Source organism: Yinghuangia seranimata (assembly GCF_029953285.1).
In the GTDB taxonomy this organism is placed as follows: Bacteria; Actinomycetota; Actinomycetes; order Streptomycetales; family Streptomycetaceae; genus Yinghuangia; species Yinghuangia seranimata.
The window spans coordinates 1-22558 of record NZ_JASAOI010000033.1; the positions used below are offsets into that span (position 1 = coordinate 1).

Sequence of the window (22558 nt, forward strand, 5' to 3'; positions counted from 1 at the left end):
GTCCGCGCGCCCCACCCCCCCCCCCCCCCCCCCCCCCCCGGCGGGCCCCCCCCCCCCGGCGCCCCCCCCCGCGTCGTTATGCGCCGCGCCCCAGACAGCGCCGTCAGTACCGCACCGTCCGCCCTGGCGTGAGCGCTGCCCGCACCGGCCGGTCGTGCGCCTCGGCGGGGACCGCGTCCACCAGTTCGCCGTCGTACAGCAGCACCACGGTGAACGCCTCCGGGGCGATCCGCACCAGCGCCCGGTCGTACGAACCGCCGCCGCGCCCCAGCCGCATCCCGTGCCCGTCGACCGCCAGCCCCGGCAGCACCACCACGTCCGCCTCGGCGACCGCCTCCGGGCCCAGCCGACGACCGGTCGGCTCGCGCAGCCCACGCCCGGCGTCCGCGAGCGACCCGGGCCCCTCGTACAGCGCCCAGTCGAGGTCGTTGTCCGGCATCAGCACCGGCAGCAGCACCCGCCGCCCCGGGCCCGCCAGCACCTCCGCGAGGTCCCGCGGACCCGGCTCGGAGCCGACCGGCACGTAGGCGGCCACGGTGCGCGCCGCCGCGAGTTCCGGCAGGCCGGCCAGCGACACGCCCAGGGCCCGCGCGGCGTACGCCCGTTCGGCCGCGTCCGTGGCGCGGCGTGCGGCGAGCAGCCGAGCCCTCAGCGCGCGCTTGGCGTCGGCCGCGCCGCCCGCCTCCGCACCGGGCGCGGCGGCTTCTCCGACCGCGTCCGACGTCCCACCCGAACCGTTCTGTTCACCCATGCTCCACAACTCTAGAGCGAGCCGTTCAGATGGCTTTCAGACAAACGACGGGCTTTCTCACGCGATGCTCATGGGCCGCGATTAGAGTCTTCAATCATGAATCCGGCGCCCACGCCCGAGACCGCCAAGGGCATCTGCAAGGCCGTCGTTCCCGCGGCCGGCCTCGGCACCCGCTTCCTGCCCGCGACCAAGGCGACTCCCAAGGAGATGCTCCCGGTCGTCGACAAGCCGGCCATCCAGTACGTCGTCGAAGAGGCCGTCGCGGCCGGACTCCACGACGTCCTGATGGTCACCGGCCGCAACAAGCGGCCCCTGGAGGACCACTTCGACCGCGCCTACGAGCTCGAAGAGGCGCTGTCCGCCAAGGGCGACACCGAGCGGCTGCGCCGCGTCCGCGAGTCCAGCGAACTCGCCACCATCCACTACGTGCGGCAGGGCGACCCGCGCGGGCTCGGGCACGCCGTCCTGTGCGCGCAGCCGCACGTCGGCGACGAGCCGTTCGCCGTCCTCCTCGGCGACGACCTCATCGACCCGCGCGACCCGCTGCTGACCCGCATGCTGGAGGTCCGCGAGGAACTCGGCGGCAGCGTCGTCGCGCTCATCGAGGTCGACCCCTCGCAGATCCACCTGTACGGCTGCGCGGCCGTCAAGCCCACCGAGCACGCCGACGTCGTCCGCATCACCGACCTCGTCGAGAAGCCTGACGCCGGCGCCGCCCCCAGCACGTTCGCCGTCATCGGCCGCTACATCCTCGACCCCGCCGTCTTCGGCGTCCTGGAGTCGACCCCGCCCGGGCGCGGCGGCGAGATCCAACTGACCGACGCCCTGCGGGAACTGGCGATGCGCGACGGCGACGCGGGCGGCCCTGTGCACGGCGTACTGTTCAGCGGACGCCGCTACGACACGGGCGACCGCGGCGACTACCTGAGGGCTATCGTCAGACTTGCCTGCGAGCGCGAGGACCTGGGCCCGGAATTCCGGACCTGGCTGAAAACGTACGTCAACGAGGAGCTGCGGTAATGAAAAGCGTCGAGGAGCACCTGAACGGAATCCTCGAACGGGTCTCCCCGCTGTCACCGCTCGAGCTGCAGCTCCTGGACGCGCACGGCAGCCTGCTGGTCGACGAGGTCGCCGCCACGGGCGACCTGCCGCCTTTCGACAACTCCTCGATGGACGGCTACGCGGTACGCCTCGCCGACGTCGCCGACGCGGGCGAGCGCTACCCCGTCGTCCTCGACGTCATCGCCGACATCCCCGCGGGCACCGCGCCCGACGTGACCCTCGAACCCGGCACCTGCGCGCGCATCATGACGGGCGCGCCCGTGCCCGCAGGCACAGAGGCGATCGTCCCCGTGGAGTGGACCGACCAGGGGATGCCCACGGTGCGCATCACCAAGTCGCCGTCCGAGGGCCAGTACATCCGCCGCCGCGGCGACGACGTCTCCGCGGGCCAGACCGTGCTCGCCGGCGGTACCGAGCTGGGCGCGCCCCAGGTGGGCCTGCTCGCGGCGATCGGCCGCGACCGGGTGCGGGTGCGTCCCAAGCCGCGCGTGGTCATCCTGTCCACCGGCAGCGAACTCGTGCAGCCCGGACGCCCGCTGACCGCCGGTCAGATCCGCGACTCGAACAGCTACATGCTCACCGCCGCGGCACGCGAGGCCGGCGCCATCGCGTACCGCGTCGGCAACGTCGCCGACGACCCCAAGGCGCTCATCGACACGATCGAGGACCAGCTGATCCGCGCCGACGTGGTGGTCACCACCGGCGGCGTCAGCGCGGGCGCCTACGACGTCGTCAAGGAGGTCCTCTCCGAGCTGGGCACCGTGGCGTTCGACAAGGTCGCGATGCAGCCCGGCATGCCGCAGGGCTTCGGCACCATCGGGCCGGACGACACGCCGATCTTCACGCTGCCCGGCAACCCCGTCAGCGCCTTCGTCTCCTTCGAGGTGTTCGTCCGCCCCGCCCTGCTGCGCATGCAGGGCGCCGCCCGCATCGAGCGTCAGGTGGTGCGCGCCCGCTGCGAGAGCGCCTTCGGGTCGCCGGACGGCAAGCGGCAGTTCATCCGCGCCAAGTACACGCCCGCGGAGAGCCCCGCGCACTCCGCGACCGTCGAACCGGTCGGCGGCCAGGGCTCGCACCTGATCGGCTCGCTGGCGCTGGCCAACGCGCTCATCGTCGTCCCCGAGGACGTCACCGAGGTGCGTCGCGGCTCGGGCGTCGACGTCATGCTGCTCTGACTGCTCTAACGTTGCCCCGACGGGGTCACACGACGACTCACACGGGGACACGGACCAAGGGCAGGAGAGGGAGAACGGTGCGCGGCGAGGCTCTCACGCACATCGACGAGACGGGCGCCGCCCGGATGGTCGACGTCACGGCCAAAGAGGTGTCGGTGCGCACCGGGCGCGCCAGCGGCCGCGTCCTGGTGTCCCCGCGCGTCGTGGAACTCCTGCGCGGCGAGGGCATGCCGAAGGGCGACGCCCTGGGGACCGCGCGTATCGCGGGAATCATGGCGGCCAAGCGCACGCCCGACCTGGTGCCGCTGTGCCACCCGATCGCCATCCACGGCGTCACGGTGGACCTGGTGGTCGAGGACGACGCGGTCGTCATCACCGCCAGCGTCCGCACGGCCGACCGCACCGGCGTGGAGATGGAGGCCCTCACCGCGGTCTCGGTCGCCGCGCTGACCGTGGTCGACATGGTCAAGGCCGTCGACAAGGGCGCCGTGATCACCGACGTGCGGGTCGAGGAGAAGACCGGCGGCGTGTCCGGCGACTGGGTGCGCGGCAAGCGCGCGACCGGTGCCGGGAACGCGACGCCGGACCACGGGGACGAGACCGGGGCTGCGGCCGGGGAGAGCCGTACCGCGCCGGTGCGAGGGGACGGAGGGCAACACTGATGCGAGCCATGGTGATCACCGCGTCGACACGGGCTGCGGCAGGCACCTATGGGGACGAGAGCGGCCCCATCATCAGCCAGGAGCTGACCCGGCTGGGCTTCCAGGTCCGCGGGCCGCAGGTCGTACCGGACGGTGAACCGGTCGCCCAGGCGCTGCGCGACGCGGTCGCGCAGCACTACGAGGTCATCATCACCACCGGCGGCACCGGCGTGACGCCGATGGACCAGACGCCGGAGATGACCCGCCGCGTCATCACGTTCGAGGTGCCCGGCATCGCCGAGATCATCCGTGCGCAGAGCTTCGAGAAGGTGCCCACCGCGGTCCTCTCGCGGGGCATCGCCGGTGTCGCGGTCGTGCAGGACGCGCAGTGGGTCTACCGCAGCCTGATCATCAACCTGCCCGGATCGCAGGGCGGCGCGCGCGACGGCATGGAGGTGCTCTCGAAGTTCCTCGTGCACGCCGTGCAGCAGATCGCCGGCAGCGACCACGCGCGCGGCGGCTTCGGCGGCGGCCCGGCGGGCGGGTACGGCGGCCAGCAGCCGCCCGCGGCCGGTGGCGGCTACGGCGGCCAGCAGGGCGGTTACGGCGGCGGACAGCCCGGCTACCCCCAGCAGGGCGGCGGCGGATTCGGTGGGGGAGGCTACGGCGGGGGCGGCTACTCGTCCTCACCGCCGTGGGGCAACCCCTGATCCGCGGCTGGCCGGTGGAACTGGCCGAAGGGCGTGTCGCCCTTCGGCCCATCCGGGCCCGCGACGCCGAGGTGTGGCAGGAAGTCCACACGCGCAACCGCGACTGGTTGCGCCGCTGGGAGGCCACGGTCCCGCCCGGCTCGCCCGCCGCGCGTCGGCCGACGTTCCGCCAAATGGCCCGCTACCTGCGCGCCGAGGCCGCGGCGGGACGCATGTTGCCGTTCGCCGTCCTGTACGACGGGAAACTGGTCGGACAGGTGACGGTCGCGGGCATCACGTGGGGCTCGATGAGTTCCGCCCACATCGGTTACTGGGTCGACGAGGCGGTCGCGGGACGCGGTGTGATGCCGACCGCGGTGGCGCTGGCCTCGGACCACTGCTTCTTCCGGATAGGGCTGCACCGGCTGGAGGTCTGCATCCGCCCGGAGAACGCGCCGAGCCGGCGCGTGGTGGCGAAGCTCGGCTTCCGCGAAGAGGGCATGAGGCCGCGGTACCTGCACATCGACGGCGACTGGCGCGACCACCTCGTGTACGCGCTCAACGCCGAGGAGGTGCCGGAGGGCCTGCTGACGCGCTGGCGCGCCTATCGGGAGTCCAGGGGGCTCGCGGGCGGGTGACGCGTGCGCCCCGTGTGTGTGGGTGGGGGGATCCTGGGGACGCTTCCGACCAGCCGGTATCCGCGGTCGTTGCGGAGAACGGGTGACGAGGTGCGGTCGCAACGGAGTATTCGTATGACCACAGGAAACCCTTCTGTCCCAGTAGTCACACACGCATCAAAGAAGATCGTGCGACACACCGTCGCCATTCCACCGATGCGGCGGCCATCCGGCTTAGCGTGGTGGCTGTGAGCAGCAGCGGCCTGATCTACGCAGCGATCGTGGGTGCCTGGGCTGCCTATCTGGTGCCCATGTGGCTCCGCCGGCAGGACGAGCTCAACGAGAGCCGTCACACCGAGCGGTTCACCACCGCGATCCGGATCCTGTCCCGTCGCGGCGCCCTCGAGCGCCGCTACGCCCGCATGATCGCCGACGGCGACGACGGGCTCGCCGCATCGTCCTTCGCGCTCCCCGCCCGGACCTCCGACGAGCCCCAGGCCAAACGGGCCGACGCGGGCCGCGGCGACCCCGTCGTGTCCGACCCCGGCCGCCCCGACACGGGCGGCGGCGGCCCCGGAGCCCCCGACCAGACCGACACCGCGGCGCGGCGCCGCAAGGACACCTCAGCCGCGCAGGCCCCGCGCGCCCGCCAAGTGCACGCGTCCGTGGACGACACGGGCCGCGCCGCCACGGGCGACGGGGCCTTCGAGCGTTCCCGGGGCGGATCACCCCGCCCGAAGCCGGGCACCGGCAAGGGCGAACAGCAGGGCGCACGCCGCACGTCCTCGGCGCAGCCCGGCCGCGACGCGGGCCGGCAGCCTGGCCGTGACACGGGCAAGCAGCAGGTCGCCGGCGGCCCGGCCGCGTCCGCGAGGACCGGAGCGACCGGCAAGACCACCAGGCCCACCGGCTCCGCGGGCTCCACCGGCAAGACCGCCGTGCCCAGCGGCTCGCCGGGCAAGACAGGCGTGCCCGGCGGCTCGACGGGCAAGGCCGCCGTGCCCACCGGCTCCGGCAGGGTCGGCTCCACCGGCAAGACCGCCGTACCGAAGCCCTCCGCGTCGGGAAGGATCCCGGCGCCCAGCGCCCCGGGCGCCCCCGCGCGGCGCCGCTTCGGCCTGGGCCGACCGCAGTCCGCCAAGCCGCCGGCCGCGCTCAAGCGCCCCGACGGCCGCGCCAAGCTCCTCGCACGCCGCCGCCGCGTCGTGGTCGGCCTGTTCCTGCTCTTCACCGCCGGAGCGGTCGTCACCGGCCTCACCGGGCTCGCCCGGCTGTGGGTCCCGGCCCTGCCCGGCCTCGCGCTCACCGGCTACATCGGCTACCTGCGCGTCCAGGAACGGCGCCGCTACGAGGCCACCCTGCGCAACCGGCTCCGCCCGGCGCCGCCCCGGCCCGCCCGCAAGCCCGCCGAGCCCGAGCCCCGACGCACGCCGTCCGCCGAACCCACCGGCCGCCGCGCGGGCACCGACCAGCCCGGCCCCACCCGCACCGCCGGCGACCGCCCGCCGGCCCCCGACCCGCGCGCCCGCGCCACCCGCCGCGAGGCCGAGGAACGCGACCACGCCGACTGGATCGCCGCCCTCCAGTCCGACCAGGACGCCACCCACGACCGCGACGCCTGGGACCCCGTCCCCGTCCCGCTCCCGACCTACGTCACGGCCCCCGTCGTCCCCCGCGGCGACCCGGCCCCCCTGACCCACGAGGACCCCCCGGCACCCCAAGCCGACCACCCCCAGCCGGCCCCTCCGACCCCCCTCTTCGACCAATACGCCGAAGACCCCCGCCGCACCCTGGGCCCCCCACCGGTCTACGAACAGGAATGGCCCCGGGCGGGCAACGAATAACCCGCCCTCGACCCAACGAGCCCCGAGCCCGACCGGCGGCAGCCTCTCAACGAGCCACGCCCCCTGCCCAACGTCAAGGCCCGCCACGAGACGCAGAGCCGCGACGCCAACGGAGGACGACGAACGGCGTCGCGGCGGCGAGGCGAGGCGCCGAGCGGCGGCCGACAGAAGGCGCCAGCGAAGCGGGCCGCGCACGCGCATCACAGCCAGACCGCCCAGGCGCTCACGCCCCCAATGAGGGTGTGGCCGCGTGGACCGCGATGCACCAGGGTCCGCCAGCGAAGCGCCGACGCGGACGACGCGGCGCTCCGCTGACATCAGGGCAGGACGGCCCGCGCAGCCAACGAACAGCCCCGCAGCGACCCGACGAGCCCAGCGTGCGCTCCCCGACGAGGCGATGTCCGTGGCCGACGGCAAAGGCCGCCCGGGGCTGGACGGCCGAGACGTCCCTGCCGGCGGCGCCGGTGCCTGACAGCACCCGTGCTGCGGCCATCCCGACGAGCTGCAGGTCACCGCTCTCAGCCAGGCAGCACCGACAGGCCGCGCCGCGGTGCCGCGGTGGTGAGACGAGGCGCCGAGCGGCGGCAGCCGACGTCCGAGAGCCACTGGCGACGCGTCGACGTGCGAGCCGCCGCGCCCAGCGCCAGGTCCGACGAGGGCTCGCGAGGAGACCGTGAGCGGCAGCCGGCAGAAGGCGCTAGAGCTCGCTCGTTGCGCAACGGCGTCGCGGGCCCGGCAGGCCGTCCAGGCGCTTGGGCGGGTGAGGCGACAATCGCGCGTCAGCGGGTTGCCGGCCGCGTCCGCCACGGAGCCCGGCGGGGGCACGCTGTGCGACGGGCGCGTGTCACGGCCCGCGGTAGCCCGGCTACGGCCACCGCCTCCGGTCAGGCGCGCAGCCGCAGGCGGACGGACGCGGCCACCGAGGGCTGCGCACAGCGGCGCCGCGCGGACGCCACCCCCGCTCTGGCGGCTCCGGCGTGGCGCGGACCGGTCGTGGTGTGTGCGGGCGGACGCGAGGCTGCAGGATCGTCTCTCGGGGGCTGGTCGGCCCTCGTGGTGCGTGGCTCGGTGCGGTGGCGCGGGTGAGCTGGGTCGGCTGGCGCGGGAGCGGCCGTGACGCCAGCGGACTGCCTTCCGGCTCGTCGGCTCTGTGGGACGTGCCGTCGCGTGGTCGTCGACGGGGCGAGGGCGGCTTCAGGGCCCGTTCCTGCGGCCCCGTCCTCGTGGGGAGTGGTTGTGCGGTCGCGGCCGTTGTCCGTGCTCGTGGTGGGGTCTGGGCCGGGCGGCGTTTCGCCGGTGGTCTCGGTCGTTCCGCGGGTCGTCCGGGGCGGGTTCGATGCGCCGCCAACGTTCATCGTTCTCAACGGTGTTCGTTGTTCCGCGCCCTGTCTGGCGCGGGGGCTCTCGTGGCCCGCCCCCGGGCCGGCGGAATACCTGTGCGCGAGTGGTCCTCAGAAGGTGGTAATCTTCTTTCTCGTTGGGGCTGTGGCGCAGTCCGGTAGCGCACCTCGTTCGCATCGAGGGGGCCAGGGGTTCAAATCCCCTCAGCTCCACCCAACACGAAGGCCCGGTCCTCAGGACCGGGCCTTCGTCGTTCCGTCGGCAACTCGTCGGCGCCGCACGCGGCTAGGGTTCTGTGGGTTCGTGCAGCCGTATGGCGTCGGCGAGTTGGGCGCTGAGCATTCGTGATCATGGATGTACCTGCGGGTTCGCCGTCGAAGGTGGGGGGGCGATCGCGACGCGCCGTGACGCGGCGATCACTACGGTCGCGTAGCCCGGTCACGGCGTGCCAACATCGCGTGACATGGCCGACGATGCGAACCTCGACGCGTCCCTGTCCCTTTCGAGTATTTCCGCCGCACCCGACGCCCCCGCGTCCGCGTCCACCGTGCCCGGCGCCACGTTCCCGGACGTGCCCGGACTCGACGCGGTCCACTCCTATGTCGCGATCGGCGACAGCTTCACCGAAGGCGTCGGCGACCCCGGCCCGGACGGCAGCCTGATCGGCTGGGCGGACCGGTTCGCCGTGCGGTTGGCCGAGGCCCGGCCCGGGCTCCGGTACGCGAACCTGGCGGTGCGCGGCAAGCTCCTCCACCAGATCCTCGACGAGCAGCTGCCGCTCGCCCTGGCCGCCCGCCCGGACCTGGTCAGCTTCTGCGCGGGCGGGAACGACGTGCTGCGTCCGGGCGGCGACCCGGACAAGCTGGCCGCCGAGTACGAGCAGGCCGTCGCCGATCTGCGCGCCGCGGGGGCGCGCGTGATGGTGTTCACCGGCTTCGACACGCGCGAGCTGGGCCTGCTGAAGCTGCTGCGCGGCAAGGTCGCGACGTACAACGAGCACCTGCGGGTGATCGCCGCGCGCTACGACTGCACGGTGGTGGACCTGTGGGCGATGCACGCCGTGCAGGACCGCCGGGCGTGGAGCGAGGACCGGCTGCACCTGTCGGCGTGCGGGCACGAGCGGGTCGCACAGCACGCCGCGCGTTCGCTCGGGGTGCCGACCGCCGAGGACCCCGAGGCGGCGTGGCCGCCGGAGGAAGAGCAGTTGAGCGCCGCGGACGCGCGCAGGGAGCATGTGCAGTGGGCGCGTGAGCACCTGGTGCCCTGGATCGGTCGCCGGCTGCGCGGCCAGTCCTCCGGCGACGGGCTGGAGCCCAAGCGTCCGGACCTGCTGCCCCTGTAGCCGTACCACCAACAGGCGTTCCAGCGAACGCACAGCCGTCCGACAGTGCGCGCACGTAGTGGCGGATTCGTGCGCGCCCGCCGTCAGCCGCGGCCCTGTTCCGCCGCCGCGCCGGAGATCAGCAGGCGCGCGCTGCGGGTGACGACGTGTTCGACGTCGTCCATCGTCATGCGCCCGAACGCCCAGCTGAACAGCGCGCCTTCCCACGCGACGCCGATCAGCCGGATGAACTCGTCGACGTCCGCGACCTCGTCGGCGACCGCCGCGCGGAACATGTCGTGCATGATCCGGTTGGTCTGCCGGTGGCAGTCGCGCACGCCCGGGTCGGACGACCCCAGCGCGTGGATCAGCGCGCCCGCGAGCCGCGGGTTGCGGCCCATCGCCCGGCAGGTGTTCGCCAGGATGGCGCCGACCCGCGCGGCGGCGTCCTCCCCGTTCGGGGTGGCCGCCTCGCTGCGCTCCAGGCTCTGGATCCAGTCCAGGTGGGTGGCCGCGAGCAGGTGGTCCTTGGACGAGAAGTGCCGGTAGATGGTCGCCGAGGACAGCCCTGACAGGCGGACGACGTCGCGCATCTGGACGCTGTCGTAGCCGCCTTCCGCGGCCAACGCCCGCGTCGCCTCGATGGCACGGCGACGGATGTCGATCTCACGGGTCTGTCCCGCGTCGGTCCTGGTGGGCGCCATGGATCACACGCTACCGGCCGTCAGATCCATGTGGTCCACCACATGCGGTCCTGCCAGTCCTCGAGCGGGATCGTCGTGCCGGTGTAGATGGGATAGAAGTACAGGAAGTTCCACGCGATGAGTGCGATCAGCGCGACCGCGCCCGCCGCGCCCCACGCGCGCCTGCGGTCGCTCGACCCCGGCGGTCCGAGGATCGCGCCGATCGCCATTGTGACCGCCAGGGCGATGAACGGCACGAACACGACCGCGTAGAACAGGAAGATCGTGCGGTCCTGCTTGAACATCCACGGCAGCAGCCCGGCCGCGAGCCCGCACAGGATCGCGCCCGCCCGCCAGTCGCGCCGCCCCGCCCAGCGGAACAGCAGGTACAGCGCCGCGAAGCAGCCCGCCCACCACAGCAGCGGTGTGCCGATGCCGAGCACTTCCTGCGCGCAGCGGTCGACGTGGCAGCCGGCCTGCCCGTTGCTCTTGTTCTCGAAGTAGTACGAGACCGGGCGGCCGAGGACCATCCAGCTCCACGGGTTCGACTGGTAGACGTGCGGCGAGTCCAGTCCGTTGTGGAACGTCCACATTTCGGCGTGGTAGTGCCACAGGCTGCGCAGCGCGTCCGGCATCCACGTCATGTCGAACTGCGGGAGCCCGCCGATGCGCAGGCCCGCGAACGAGACGTGGTCGGGGGAGAGGCCCTTGCGGTGCTCGGCCCAGTGCCGGTCGAACCCGCCGTCGGTCATCAGCCAGCCGGACCACGACCAGATGTAGACGGCCAGCGCGACGACGACCATCGCCAGCAGCGCCCACGGCAGGTCGCGGCGCGCGACGGCGGCGTAGACGCGCCAGCCGGCCGCGCCCAGCGCCCGCCGGGTGCCCGCGTCCCACAGCAGCGTGAGGGCGAGGAACGCGAACACGACGGGCACGCCGCTCCACTTGGTGCCGCACGCCAGCCCGAGGCAGATGCCCGCGACCACGCGCCACGGTCGGAAGCCGAAGCCCATGGTGAGCGCGCGGTGCGGGTCGATGCCGTCGCGCATGCGCCGGGCGACGACCGCTCTGGTGTCGTCGCGGTCGATCAGCAGCGAGCCGAACGCCGCCAGCACCCAGAACATCAGCACCAGGTCGAGCAGCGCGGTGCGGCTCATCACGAAGTGCAGGCCGTCGAGCGACAGCAGCAGGCCGGCGACGCAGCCCAGCAGCGTCGAGCGGAACAGCCGGCGCGCGATCCGGCACATCATCAGCACCGACAGCGTGCCGAGCAGCGCCACCATCACGCGCCACCCGAACGAGTTGATGCCGAACAGCCACTCGCCGAAGCCGATGATCCACTTTCCAACCGGCGGGTGGACGATGTACGACCCCTGGTCGCTCAGGTACGGCTGGTAGACCCCGTTGACGAAGTGGTCGTTGGCCTTGTCCGCACCGAAGTCCGACCACGTGCCCTCGTAGCCGTACTTGAAGAGCGACCAGCCGTCCTTGGCGTAGTACGTCTCGTCGAAGATCACCGCGTTGGGCTCGCCGAGCTTCCAGAAGCGCAGGAAGCCCGCCATCAGCGTGATGAGGATGCAGGGCAGCCAGCCGCCGCCCGTGTAGGGCGTCGAGTCGGTGAACCCGGGCACGAGGCGCTCGCGCAGCGAGAGCCGCGGCCTCGGCCGGAACGAGAACCGCGCGAGGGTGCGCGACCACGCGCCGCCGTCGGCCGCTGCGGGGGCGGACCCGCGACCGCGGTCGGGGTCGCGCCTGCGGGCGGGGTTGTCGGTCGCCACGTCGCTCGTCACGACGGTCATCGTATTGACCGCGCGCCCGTGCGGGGCTCATCACGGGTGAGACACAGGGGAGACTAGGCGGGTGGAACACGAACAAGACGGAGTCCTCGTCCTCGCCGGAACCCCGATCGGCGACGTCGCCGACGCCCCGCCGCGGCTGTCCGCCGAGCTCGCCGCGGCCGACGTCGTGGCGGCCGAGGACACCCGGCGGCTGCGTCGGCTGACCGCCGCGCTCGGTGTCGAGGTGTCCGGGCGGGTGGTGTCGTACTTCGAGGGGAACGAGGCGTCCCGCACCGCCGAGCTGGTCCGCGCGCTGGTCGACGGGCAGCGGGTGCTGCTGGTCACGGACGCCGGCATGCCCTCGGTGTCCGACCCCGGCTACCGGCTCGTCGAGGCCGCCGTGGCCGAGGGCGTACGGGTCACCGCGGTGCCCGGCCCGTCCGCGGTGCTGACCGCGCTCGCGCTGTCCGGCCTCCCGGTCGACCGCTTCTGCTTCGAGGGCTTCCTGCCCCGCAAGCCCGGAGAGCGCGCGGCGCGCCTCGCCGAGGTCGCCGCCGAGCCGCGCACGATGGTGTTCTTCGAATCGCCGCGCCGGCTCGGCGTGTCGCTGGCGGCGATGGCCGAGGCGTTCGGCGCCGACCGGCGCGCCGCGGTGTGCCGCGAGCTGACCAAGACGTACGAGGAGGTCCGGCGCGGACCGCTCGCCGAGCTCGCCGCGTGGGCCGAGGACGGCGTCCTGGGCGAGATCACCGTCGTCGTGGCCGGGGCGCCGCCCGCCGACCCGGCCGACGTCGGCCCGGAGGAGCTGGCCGCCCTGGTCGCCCGGCGCGAGGCCGCGGGCCAGCACCGCAAGGAGGCGATCGCCGAGGTCGCGGCCGAGCTCGGGCTCCCGAAGCGGGACGTCTTCGACGCCGTGGTCGCCGCCAAGAAGCGCTGAGCGGGCCCGACCGCGCCGGGTGTGGAAGACACCGAACGCGCCAACCGGGTCGGCCACCGAGCAACGGTGATCGCGTCAAGCGTCGGCAACGAAGGGGTAGCACAATGGGAGTGTTCGGCCCATGCCAGGCCCAATTTCGTCATCTGACGTATTAGAGGTGGCCAAGGGGGTGTAACCGCCGATACGGCAGGCGATCCAACGGGCATTCCATGGAAGCCGGGGCCCATGGGAAGCCACCGAACCATCGGTGGACGGAACGGCCCGCGCGAGGAGGTCGCCATGAACACCTCGACCATCGTGCACGAGGCGTACTCGTTCGTGTGTCTCAGTTGTGGCCACGGCTGGGAGCGCGCCTACGAGATCCACCACGTCACCGGCCTGCACGGAGAGCGGGTCTGCCACTACTACGCGGACGGTGACCGGGTGCCTTCCCCGTTCAGCCGTCCCAGCTGCGAACACTGCGACGGCGTCCGCCTGCGCATCCTGCCCGCCGGGCGTGTCGCCTCCGTGACCCCGCCCCCGCCTCCGTCCCCGTCCACCGGCGCCGCGCCGCCCTCGTCCACCGGTCGCCACTGGCACCTCCGCCTGAGCCGCCACTGACCCGGCACACCCTCTCCCGTGGGCCGCCCCTCGATACTCGGGGGCGGCCCACTCCGCGCGGGCCGTAGGATTTCCGGCATGGCGGCCTCTGGATCCACTGATCTCTCCACGACCCCGGGCGGACACGCGGGGGGCAAGGCGTACTACGTCTCCACCCCGATCTACTACGTGAACGACGCCCCGCACCTCGGCCACGCCTACACGACCGTCGCAGGCGACGTGCTCACCCGCTGGCACCGTCAGCGCGGCGAGAAGGTGTGGTACCTCACCGGCACCGACGAGCACGGCCAGAAGGTCATGCGCACCGCCCAGACCAACGGGGTCACCCCGAAGGAGTGGGCGGACCGGCTCGTCGAGACGGCGTGGAAGCCGCTGTGGGAGCACCTGGAGATCGCCAACGACGACTTCATCCGCACGACCCAGGAGCGGCACACGCACCGCGTCCAGGAGTTCGTGCAGGACCTGTACGACAAGGGCGAGATCTACAAGGGCTCGTACGAGGGCCCGTACTGCGTCGGCTGCGAGGAGTTCAAGCTCCCGGGCGACCTGATCGACGGCACCGGCGAGTACGAGGGCCAGAAGCTCTGCCCGATCCACGGCCGCCCCGTTGAGATGCTGTCGGAGGACAACTACTTCTTCCGGATGTCCGCGTACACCGAGCGGCTCCTGGAGTTCTACGCGGCCAACCCCGACTTCATCCAGCCCGCCTCGGCGCGCAACGAGGTCCTCAAGTTCGTCCAGCAGGGCCTGCAGGACCTGTCGATCTCGCGGTCGACGTTCGACTGGGGCATCAAGCTGCCGTGGGACCCCGCGCACGTGCTGTACGTGTGGGTGGACGCGCTGCTCAACTACGCCACCGCGGTCGGCTACGGCGCCGACCAGGCGAAGTTCGACGCGACCTTCCCGGCCGACGTGCACCTGGTCGGCAAGGACATCCTGCGCTTCCACGCGGTGATCTGGCCGGCCATGCTGATGGCGGCCGGCCTGCCGCTGCCCGGCAAGGTGTTCGCGCACGGCTGGCTGCTGGTCGGCGGCGAGAAGATGAGCAAGTCGAAGCTGACCGGCATCTCGCCCCATCAGCTGACCGACCACTTCGGTGTCGACGCGTACCGGTACTACTTCATGCGCGCGATCCCGTTCGGCCAGGACGGCTCGTTCTCGTGGGAGGACTTCACCGCCCGCTACACGTCCGAGCTGGCGAACGACTTCGGCAACCTGGCGTCGCGCGTCGCCGCGATGGTCGGCAAGTACTTCGACGGCACGCTGCCCGCCGCGACCGCCGACGGTCCCGCGGAGGAGGCGCTGCACGCCGCGCTCGCCAACGCCGTGAAGTCCGCCGACAGCAAGGTCGAGCAGCTCGACTTCCAGGGCGCGCTGGACGACGTCTTCGGCTTCGTGAAGCTGGTCAACGGCTACCTCACCGAGCAGGAGCCGTGGAAGGTCGCCAAGGACACGTCCGAGGAGGGCCAGGCCCGCCTCGCGACGATCCTGTACACCGCGGCGGAGTCGCTGCGCGGCCTCGCCGTCCTGCTGAACCCGGTCATGCCGGCGACCGCCGAGAAGCTGTGGGCGTCGCTGGGCGCCGAGGCGCACCTCGGCGCGCTGCCCGCGCAGCGGGTCCAGGACGCGGGCACCTGGGGGCAGCTGCCCGCCGGTGCGACCGTCACCAAGGGCGAGATCCTCTTCCCCCGTCTGGAAGAGAAGAAGGACAGCTGAGGATGGGCAAGCGCACGCGCCGCGACGGCGGGCCCCGGGACACGACGCCGCCTCCGGCGCCGCCGTCGCTGCGCGTGCCCGTGTGGGACGCCCACACGCACCTCGACCTGCAGGAGGGCGACATCGCCTCGGCGCTGTCCGCGGCGGCCGAGGTCGGCGTGTCCACGCTCGTGCAGGTCGGCATCGACGTGCCGTCGTCGCGGTGGGCCGCCGAGGCGGCGTTCGACAACCCGCGCGTGCACGCCACCGTCGCCCTTCACCCGAACGAGGCACCCCGCCTCGTGCTCGGCGACCCGGACGGCTGGTCCGGGCAGCGCCGCGAGCCCGGCGGCATGGCCGCCCTGGACGCCGCGCTCGCCGTCGTCGACGAACTCGCCGCGCTCCCGCACGTCCGCGGCGTCGGCGAGACCGGCCTGGACTACTTCCGCACCGGCCCCGAGGGCGCCGAGGTGCAGCACGAGTCGTTCCGGCGGCACATCGCGATCGCGAAGCGGCACGGCAAGGCCCTGGTGATCCACGACCGGGACGCGCACGACGACGTGCTGCGCATCCTCCAGGAGGAGGGCGCGCCCGAAACGGTGGTCTTCCACTGCTTCTCGGGTGACGCGGAGATGGCGAAGACGTGCGCCGAGCGCGGCTACGTCATGTCGTTCGCCGGCAACATGACCTATCCCAGCGCGCAGCCGCTGCGGGACGCGCTGGCGGTCGCGCCGCTGGACCTGCTGCTGGTGGAGACGGACGCGCCGTTCCTGACGCCCGTGCCGTTCCGGGGCCGCCCGAACGCGCCGTACCTGATCCCGGTGACGGTGCGCGCGATGGCGGACGTGAAGGGCGTCGACGAAGACGTGCTGTGCCACGCGCTGGCGGCGAACGCCGAGCGCGTATTCGGCGACCGGTGACCTGTTACAGTCCCTTGCTCGACGGACTGAGGTGACGGGAGCCACCCCTTGAGTCGTTCCGCCGAGCGCGGTCGCAGGCGCGGAAGAGCGCCGCGACGCGGCTTCTCGCCGCGCGTCCTGGTGCCGCAACTGCTGGTCGTGGCCGTCCTCGTGGGCGGCACCACCGCGTTCGTCCGCTACGACAAGACGGTCACCGTGGTCGTCGACGGCAAAGAGCGCACCGTGCACACCTTCGCGTCGAACGTGCGCCAGGTGCTCGACCGCCAGCAGATCAAGGTCGGCGAGCACGACATCGTCGCGCCGGGCCGGAACGCCACGCTCGACGACGGCGACCGCATCGCGGTCCGCTACGGCCGCCTCCTCACCCTGAACCTCGACGGCAAGCCGCAGCAGGTGTGGGTCACCGCCACGTCGGTCTCCGAGGCGATGGACCAGCTCGGTGTGCGCACCGACGGAGCGTTCCTGTCGGCGTCGCGCAGCCAGACCATCGGCCGCGAGGGCCTCAACCTGGACGTGCGCACCGAGCGCGGCATCACGTTCATGGCCGACGGCAAGCAGATCCCGCTGCGCACCAACGTGGCGACGGTCGGCGAGGCGCTCAAGCAGGCCGGCCTCACGATGGGGCCGCAGGACCGGCTCAGCGCCTCCGCGGACGCGTACCCCACCGAGGGCATGACCGTGTCTGTGCTGCGCGTGACCGGCTCGACGGTGGTCAAGGACGACAAGATCCCGTTCGAGACCGTCCGGCAGGACGACCCGACCGCGTTCAAGGGCAGCGAGGTCGTCGTTACCAAGGGCGTCACCGGCGTCAAGAAGGTCACCTGGGCCTACGAGACGATCGACGGCGTCAAGCAGGACCCGCGCAAGGTGTCGGAGGAGGTCGTCAAGCCGCCGGTCACGCAGGTGGTCAAGGTCGGCACCAAGGCGCTGCCGACGTCCGTCGCGGGCGCCGACGACCTCAACTGGGCGGCGATGGCGCAGTGCGAGTCGGGCGGCAACCCGAAGGCCATAGACCCCACCGGGACCTACCACGGCCTCTACCAGTTCGACGCCGGGACGTGGCGCTCGATGGGCGGCACCGGGGTGGCCAGCCAGGCGCCCGCCGCCGAGCAGACGTACCGCGCCAAGCTCATGTACGTGCAGCGGGGCGCGAGTCCGTGGCCTGTGTGCGGCCGTAAGCTGTATTCGTGAGTGCCCGTGATTGACCGCTCGAACGATCGTCCTGCGGAACCCGGTCTCCTCGGTCCCGCGGACATCCGCGAGCTGGCCGGGGCGCTCGGCGTCCGTCCCACCAAGCAGCTCGGCCAGAACTTCGTCATCGACGCCAACACCGTGCGGCGCATCGTCCGCACCGCGGAGGTCAAGCCGGACGACGTCGTCGTCGAGATCGGCCCCGGCCTCGGCTCGCTGACCCTCGCGCTGCTCGAGGCCGCCGACCGCGTCGTCGCCGTCGAGATCGACCCAGTGCTCGCCGCGCACCTGCCGACCACCGTCGCCGCCCGCATGCCGGGCCGCGCCGACCGGTTCGCGCTCGTGCACGCCGACGCCATGACGGTCACCGAACTGCCGGGCCCCGCCCCCACCGCGCTGGTGGCGAACCTGCCCTACAACGTGTCGGTGCCGGTACTGCTGCACATGCTGCAGACCTTCCCGAGCATCGAACGCACGCTGGTGATGGTGCAGTCCGAGGTCGCCGACCGGCTCGCCGCGACGCCCGGCGGCAAGGTCTACGGCGTGCCGTCGGTCAAGGCCTCCTGGTACGCCGACGTGAAGCGCGCCGGCGCGATCGGCCGCAACGTGTTCTGGCCCGCCCCCAACGTCGACTCGGGGCTGGTCTCGCTCGTGCGCCGCGAACCGCCCGCGACCAGCGCCACCCGCCAGGCGGTCTTCGCCGTCGTCGACGCCGCGTTCGCGCAGCGCCGCAAGACGCTCCGCGCCGCGCTCGCGGGCTGGGCGGGCTCCCCGCAGGCCGCCGAGGACGCGCTGGTGGCCGCTGGCGTCGACCCCAAGGCGCGCGGCGAGTCGCTCGGCGTCGAGGCCTTCGCGCGGATCGCCGAGCACGGCCCGCGCGCGTGAGCCGGCACGTCGCACCCGGAACCGGCGGCGCCCACAGGGGCGCCCGGTGGTCGTCCCGCTACGGTCAGTACGATCGACGAGGACCACGCCCCGCCGACGCCAGGGAGCAGCAGCCCTCGTGACTTCCGTGACCGTTCTCGTTCCCGCCAAGGTGAACCTGCAGCTCGCCGTGGGGGCGGTCAGGCCGGACGGGTACCACGAGCTGGTGTCGGTCTTCCACGCCGTCTCGCTGTTCGACGAGGTGACGGTTCGCCCGGCGGACCGCCTCACCGTCACCGTCGAGGGCGAGGGCGAGGGCGTCGTGCCGCTGGACCGGAGCAACCTCGCGGTCCGCGCGGTCGAACTGCTCGCCGACCGGCTGGGGCAGCGCCCCGACGTCCACGTGCACCTGCGCAAGGGCATCCCGGTCGCGGGCGGCATGGCGGGCGGCAGCGCGGACGCCGCGGCGGCCCTGCTGGCGTGCGACACCCTGTGGCGCGGCGCGACGCCGCGCGAGATGCTCCGCCGGCTCGGCGCCGAACTGGGCAGCGACGTCCCCTTCAGCGACCTCGGCGGCACCGCCATCGGCACCGGGCGCGGCGAACGCCTCGCCGCGGTCCCGTCGGTCGGCCGCTTCCACTGGGTCTTCGCGCTCGCCGACGGCGGCCTGTCCACGCCCGCCGTGTACGGCGAGTGCGACCGGCTGCGCGAGGTCGCGGGCGAGCCCGTGCCCGTCCCCGCGCCGCGCGAGGAACTGGTCGCGGCCCTGCGCGCCGGCGACGCCGCCGCGCTCGGCGCCGCCATGTCCAACGACCTGCAGCCCGCCGCGCTGTCGCTGCGTCCCGCGCTCCGCGACACCCTCGACGCGGGCCGCGCCGCGGGGGCCCTCGGCGCCCTCGTCTCCGGATCCGGCCCGACGTGCGCCTTCCTGGCCGCCGACGAGGCCGCCGCCAAGACGGTCGCGGTCGCGCTGGAGGAGTCGGGCACGTGCCGGACGACCCGGGTCGCCTACGGCCCGGTCGGCGGCGCGAAGGTCGTCCCGACGCCGAGGCTGCGGACGAACGAGTCCACCCCCGGCGTCGGCTGACCACGCGCCGACCCGCCCCGGTCAGCGCCCGCGGGCGCGCTCGGCACGCAGCGGCGCACCCACGTCGTGCATGTGTCCGAGCGCCTGCCGGTACGACGCGACCAGCCCGGTCTCCAGGTACGGCACCCCCAGCCGCGCGCAGTGCGCCCGGACGATCGGCTGGGCGCGCCGCAGGTTGACCCGCGGCATGCTGGGCACCAGGTGGTGCTCGATCTGGTAGTTGAGGCCGCCGAGCATCCAGTCGGTGACCGGGCCGCCGCGCACGTTGCGCGAGGTCAGCACCTGACGGCGCAGGTGGTCCCAGGTCACGCCGGGCTCGGGCATCGGCATGCCCTTGTGGTTCGGCGCGAACGCGGCGCCCAGGTGCAGGCCGAGCAGCGCGTGGTGGAGCAGCGCGAACACCAGGGCCTTGAGCGGCGACATCGCGGTCAGCAGGACGCCGACGTACGCCGTGAAGTGCACGGCCAGCACAGCGCCTTCGACGAGCTGCTCGCGCCGGGTGCGCTCCTTGAGCGCGACGATGCTCCCGATCTTGAGGTTGAGGCCTTCGAGGAGCAGCAGCGGGAAGAACAGCCGGGCCTGGTGCCGGGTCAGCCAGCCCATGACGCCGGTGCGTCCGCGGGTCTGGTCGGCGTCCCAGACCAGGACGCCGACCCGCACGTCGGGGTCCTTCTCGCGGTGGTTCGGGTTCGCGTGGTGCCTGGAGTGCTTGGCGTTCCACCAGCCGCAGCTCATGCCCATGAGCAGGTTGCCGTGCAGGAGGGAGAGCGCCCGGTGGGTGCGCGCGTCGCGGCCGATCTGCTGGTGGCCGGCGTCGTGCCCGACGAACGAGGCGCGGGTGGTGAACAGGGCGACGGGTATGGCGAGCAGCAGCTGCCACCACGAGTCGCCCAGCCACAGCACCGCGGCCCACGACGTCAGGAACAGCACGAGGTTGACGGCGATCATGCGGGCGTACCAGGCGCGCCGCCGCTCCATCAGCCCCGCGGCCTTGAGTTCGGCGAGCAGCGGCGCGAAGTCGCTTCCGCGCCGCCCGCGTTCACGGACCGGAGGATCGTCGACGAGGGCGGTCGGTGCTGAAGGCATGGCGTACCTCGGTATCGGCGGCGGGAGTTCACGCGCCTGCCGACGGCTCGATCAGCCGCCGCCAGGCGCCGTGGTTCCACGCTATGAATCCGATGTACGCCGGTCGCCCCGGCTGTCCCCCCGGTCGGGTGGGCCCAGACCCCCGACGATGGTGGGGCGGCACCCCCATGGACGGACCGCCCGGCCCGTGCCTAGTCGAAGACCCGGGCCACCAACTCCGCGTACTCCATGCCGAGTTCCGCCAGCATGCGGGCGAGCGCCGGCGGGGCGCCCGCGGCGCGCGGCGTGGTCTTCGCCGGGAGTGCCGCGATGTTGCCGCTGCCCAGGCTGGAGGCCGGGGTGGTCGGCGGGGTGACCTGGTAGCTGCGCCACACCTTCTGGCGCAGGTTGATCAGCACGAGGTCGGGGGCGCGCCAGGCGATGAACGTGCCCTCGCCCTTGCTCTGCGCGCGGACGAGGACGACGCCGTCCACGTCGCGGCCCAGCCGGTCGGCGACCTTCGCCGCGACCGGCATCGGGTTGCCGAAGGTGCCGGTGACCTCCCACAGGCCTGCGTCGTCGTACACCCGCCAACCGGACTCGGCGAACTCGCCGAGCGCCTCGGCGAACGGGCCGTCGATGACGACCTCGGGGAACGGCTCCGCGACGGGCTCGTCGGCGTAGCCGCCCGCGTGGTCGGCCTCGGCCTCGCCCGCGAAGGGCTCCTCGGCGGCGACCGGCACGACGGGGCGGGGCTCCTCGACCGGTGCGATCGGGGCGACCGGCGCGACCGGCTCGGCGGTCGGCTCCTCCCGCGGCACCGCCACCGGCCGGATCACCGGCGCGGGGGCCGTCACGGCTGCGGCCGGCGCGGCGGGCTCGACCACGGGACGGGCGACCGGGGCGGTCGGCGTGACCGGCGGCTCGGGACGCCTGGTGTCCGCGACCGCCCCGTACGCGAACACCACCGGCGAGGTGGCCAGCGTCCCGTCGGCCCTCGGGTGCGAGGCCCGCAGCGCGGTCCCGGGCGCGACGCCCGGCGCGAACATCTCACCGAGCTGCCCCGCCGGGACGGACCCCACGGTGCGCCAGTTCCCTGCCTGGTCCGCGGCCGTGATGTCGACGGCGACCGGCTGCGCCTGCGCGAGTTCGACGGTGACCAGCGAACCGTCCGTGCGCGCGCCCAGCAGCACGAGCGACGGCGTCGCCCCGGTGTAGGGGCCGGGCAGCGCGGCCGGGTCGAGGGTGCTCCCGTCCGGCAGCAGCGCCGCGTCGCCCGGTGCGAGGACGGCGAGTTCGATGTCGCCGCCGTCCCGCGCCGTCGCGGTGAGCGCGGCGGGGGTCAGGCCGGGGCCGCCGGCGAGGGCCGTCCAGTGGTCGCCGATCCGCCACTGCACGAGCTTGGCGTGCCGGACCTGGTCGTCGTCCAGCAGCCGGGCCTCGGCGGAGCGCCCGTCGAGTGCGGCGGCGACCGCGGCGGGGTCGTAGCCGGTCCACCGCGCCTGGACGGCGACGACGACGTGCTTGGGGTCGAGGCGCTCGACGAGCGCCCGGAGCGCGTGCCCGGCCGGGTCGAGGAACCGCGCGTGGACGTGCAGTTCGTCGACGGGGCCGCGGGGCAGCTGGTCGAGGAGGGGGGTGTCGAGGTTGTGCAGGAGGCGGGCCTCGGGGCCTTCGCCGGCCTCGGTCTCGTCCGCTTCGATGTGCCGCTCGGTCACGAGTTCGGCGAGTTCGGCGAGGCGCTCGGCGGCCCAGGGCGCGAGCCGTACCGCGCCGGGCAGGGCGTCGAGCCAGTCGGCCAGGTCGGCGAGCATGGCGTGGGACGCGTTGTCGTCGCAGCTGACGACGGTCCACAGCTCGTCCCCGGCGGCGGGTCCGGCCGGGGCGCCGGTGCCGACCGCGAGCCGGGTGGCGCCGTCGCCGAGCAGGAGGGCCAGCTTCGGGTGGAACGCGCCGCGCGCGGCGGCCAGCGCGTGCAGGTAACCGCGACCCGCCATGTGCGCCGTGTGCGGGTCGGGCCCGCCGCGCTCGTTGGTCCGGCTCCGCTGGAACGCGGCGTGCGCCGCGTCGGAGACGACGGTCGTCCTGGCCCCGCGGGCCCGGGCCGCCGGTATCGCGTCGCGCTCCACGCTGTCCGGCGGGAACGCCGAACCCAACAGCAGCACCTCACGCAACGCGGTGCCCGCAGGCCACGCGTGCAACAGCATCGCCGGGACGTCCACCGCGAGCGGGTTGCGCCCGGTGTGCCTGCCCAGACCTGTACTCGACCAAGCCGGTCCGCGGACATCGATGGTCAC

At 73.4% G+C, this 22558-nt stretch carries 17 protein-coding genes, 1 tRNA gene and 2 pseudogenes; 15 read left to right on the forward strand and 5 right to left on the reverse strand.

What is annotated here, in order from left to right:
* Positions 1–103: 103 nt before the first annotated feature.
* Positions 104–751: a 5-formyltetrahydrofolate cyclo-ligase gene (locus QI554_RS21730; RefSeq protein WP_281471847.1), complete on the reverse strand. Its 648-nt coding sequence runs from the start codon at positions 749–751 to the stop codon at positions 104–106.
* Between the two features lie 96 nt (positions 752–847).
* Between QI554_RS21730 and galU the strand changes: the two genes are divergently transcribed.
* The 8 genes and pseudogenes from galU (at position 848) to QI554_RS21770 (ending at position 9462) form a co-directional block, all read left to right on the forward strand.
* A complete protein-coding gene (gene galU, locus QI554_RS21735) occupies positions 848–1771 on the forward strand; it encodes a UTP--glucose-1-phosphate uridylyltransferase GalU (RefSeq protein WP_281471848.1) in 924 nt (307 codons plus the stop codon).
* Positions 1771–2988, forward strand: a complete 1218-nt coding sequence (gene glp / locus QI554_RS21740) for a molybdotransferase-like divisome protein Glp (protein WP_281471849.1) — start codon at positions 1771–1773, stop codon at positions 2986–2988. Before galU ends, glp begins: the two co-directional genes overlap by 1 nt.
* A 125-nt stretch (positions 2989–3113) precedes the next feature.
* Positions 3114–3536 (forward strand): annotated as a pseudogene (gene moaC, locus QI554_RS21745) (cyclic pyranopterin monophosphate synthase MoaC); the annotation flags it as partial.
* A gap of 113 nt (positions 3537–3649) precedes the next feature.
* Positions 3650–4150 (forward strand): annotated as a pseudogene (locus QI554_RS21750) (MogA/MoaB family molybdenum cofactor biosynthesis protein); the annotation flags it as partial.
* 173 nt (positions 4151–4323) lie between these two features.
* Positions 4324–4956, forward strand: coding sequence for a GNAT family N-acetyltransferase (locus tag QI554_RS21755; protein WP_281471851.1), 633 nt, complete (start codon positions 4324–4326; stop codon positions 4954–4956).
* 227 nt (positions 4957–5183) lie between these two features.
* Positions 5184–6779, forward strand: a complete 1596-nt coding sequence (locus QI554_RS21760) for a hypothetical protein (RefSeq protein WP_281471880.1) — start codon at positions 5184–5186, stop codon at positions 6777–6779.
* Positions 6780–8258: 1479 nt separating this feature from the next.
* A tRNA-Ala gene (locus tag QI554_RS21765) sits at positions 8259–8332 on the forward strand.
* A gap of 251 nt (positions 8333–8583) precedes the next feature.
* Positions 8584–9462 (forward strand): SGNH/GDSL hydrolase family protein, encoded by an 879-nt coding sequence (locus QI554_RS21770; protein WP_281471852.1) that lies wholly within the window; start codon positions 8584–8586, stop codon positions 9460–9462.
* Between the two features lie 83 nt (positions 9463–9545).
* On the opposite strand, the gene QI554_RS21775 is transcribed toward QI554_RS21770, so the two are convergent.
* Both QI554_RS21775 and QI554_RS21780 read right to left on the reverse strand, forming a co-directional pair.
* On the reverse strand, positions 9546–10145 hold the full coding sequence (locus tag QI554_RS21775) for a TetR/AcrR family transcriptional regulator (RefSeq protein WP_281471853.1): 600 nt from the start codon (positions 10143–10145) through the stop codon (positions 9546–9548).
* A 20-nt stretch (positions 10146–10165) separates the two neighbouring features.
* Positions 10166–11923, reverse strand: coding sequence for a dolichyl-phosphate-mannose--protein mannosyltransferase (locus tag QI554_RS21780; RefSeq protein WP_425528022.1), 1758 nt, complete (start codon positions 11921–11923; stop codon positions 10166–10168).
* Positions 11924–11984: 61 nt separating this feature from the next.
* On the opposite strand from QI554_RS21780, the gene rsmI reads away from it, so the two are divergent.
* From rsmI to QI554_RS21815, 7 genes are all read left to right on the forward strand, one after another.
* Positions 11985–12839, forward strand: coding sequence for a 16S rRNA (cytidine(1402)-2'-O)-methyltransferase (gene rsmI / locus QI554_RS21785; RefSeq protein ID WP_281471855.1), 855 nt, complete (start codon positions 11985–11987; stop codon positions 12837–12839).
* A gap of 279 nt (positions 12840–13118) precedes the next feature.
* A complete protein-coding gene (locus QI554_RS21790; protein WP_281471856.1) occupies positions 13119–13439 on the forward strand; it encodes a hypothetical protein in 321 nt (106 codons plus the stop codon).
* 78 nt (positions 13440–13517) lie between these two features.
* A complete protein-coding gene (gene metG, locus QI554_RS21795; protein WP_281471857.1) occupies positions 13518–15155 on the forward strand; it encodes a methionine--tRNA ligase in 1638 nt (545 codons plus the stop codon).
* Positions 15156–15157: 2 nt separating this feature from the next.
* Complete coding sequence (locus QI554_RS21800; protein WP_281471858.1) at positions 15158–16054, forward strand: TatD family hydrolase; 897 nt, start codon at positions 15158–15160, stop codon at positions 16052–16054.
* A 48-nt stretch (positions 16055–16102) separates the two neighbouring features.
* Positions 16103–17245 carry a resuscitation-promoting factor gene (locus QI554_RS21805; protein WP_281471859.1) on the forward strand — a complete coding sequence of 381 codons (1143 nt, stop codon included), beginning with the start codon at positions 16103–16105 and terminating at the stop codon, positions 17243–17245.
* A 6-nt stretch (positions 17246–17251) separates the two neighbouring features.
* Complete coding sequence (gene rsmA / locus QI554_RS21810; RefSeq protein WP_281471860.1) at positions 17252–18130, forward strand: 16S rRNA (adenine(1518)-N(6)/adenine(1519)-N(6))-dimethyltransferase RsmA; 879 nt, start codon at positions 17252–17254, stop codon at positions 18128–18130.
* A gap of 118 nt (positions 18131–18248) precedes the next feature.
* Positions 18249–19196, forward strand: coding sequence for a 4-(cytidine 5'-diphospho)-2-C-methyl-D-erythritol kinase (locus tag QI554_RS21815; protein ID WP_281471861.1), 948 nt, complete (start codon positions 18249–18251; stop codon positions 19194–19196).
* A gap of 21 nt (positions 19197–19217) precedes the next feature.
* On the opposite strand, the gene QI554_RS21820 is transcribed toward QI554_RS21815, so the two are convergent.
* Complete coding sequence (locus QI554_RS21820; RefSeq protein ID WP_281471862.1) at positions 19218–20282, reverse strand: fatty acid desaturase family protein; 1065 nt, start codon at positions 20280–20282, stop codon at positions 19218–19220.
* Positions 20283–20473: 191 nt separating this feature from the next.
* Positions 20474–22558: a hypothetical protein gene (locus QI554_RS21825; RefSeq protein ID WP_281471863.1), complete on the reverse strand. Its 2085-nt coding sequence runs from the start codon at positions 22556–22558 to the stop codon at positions 20474–20476.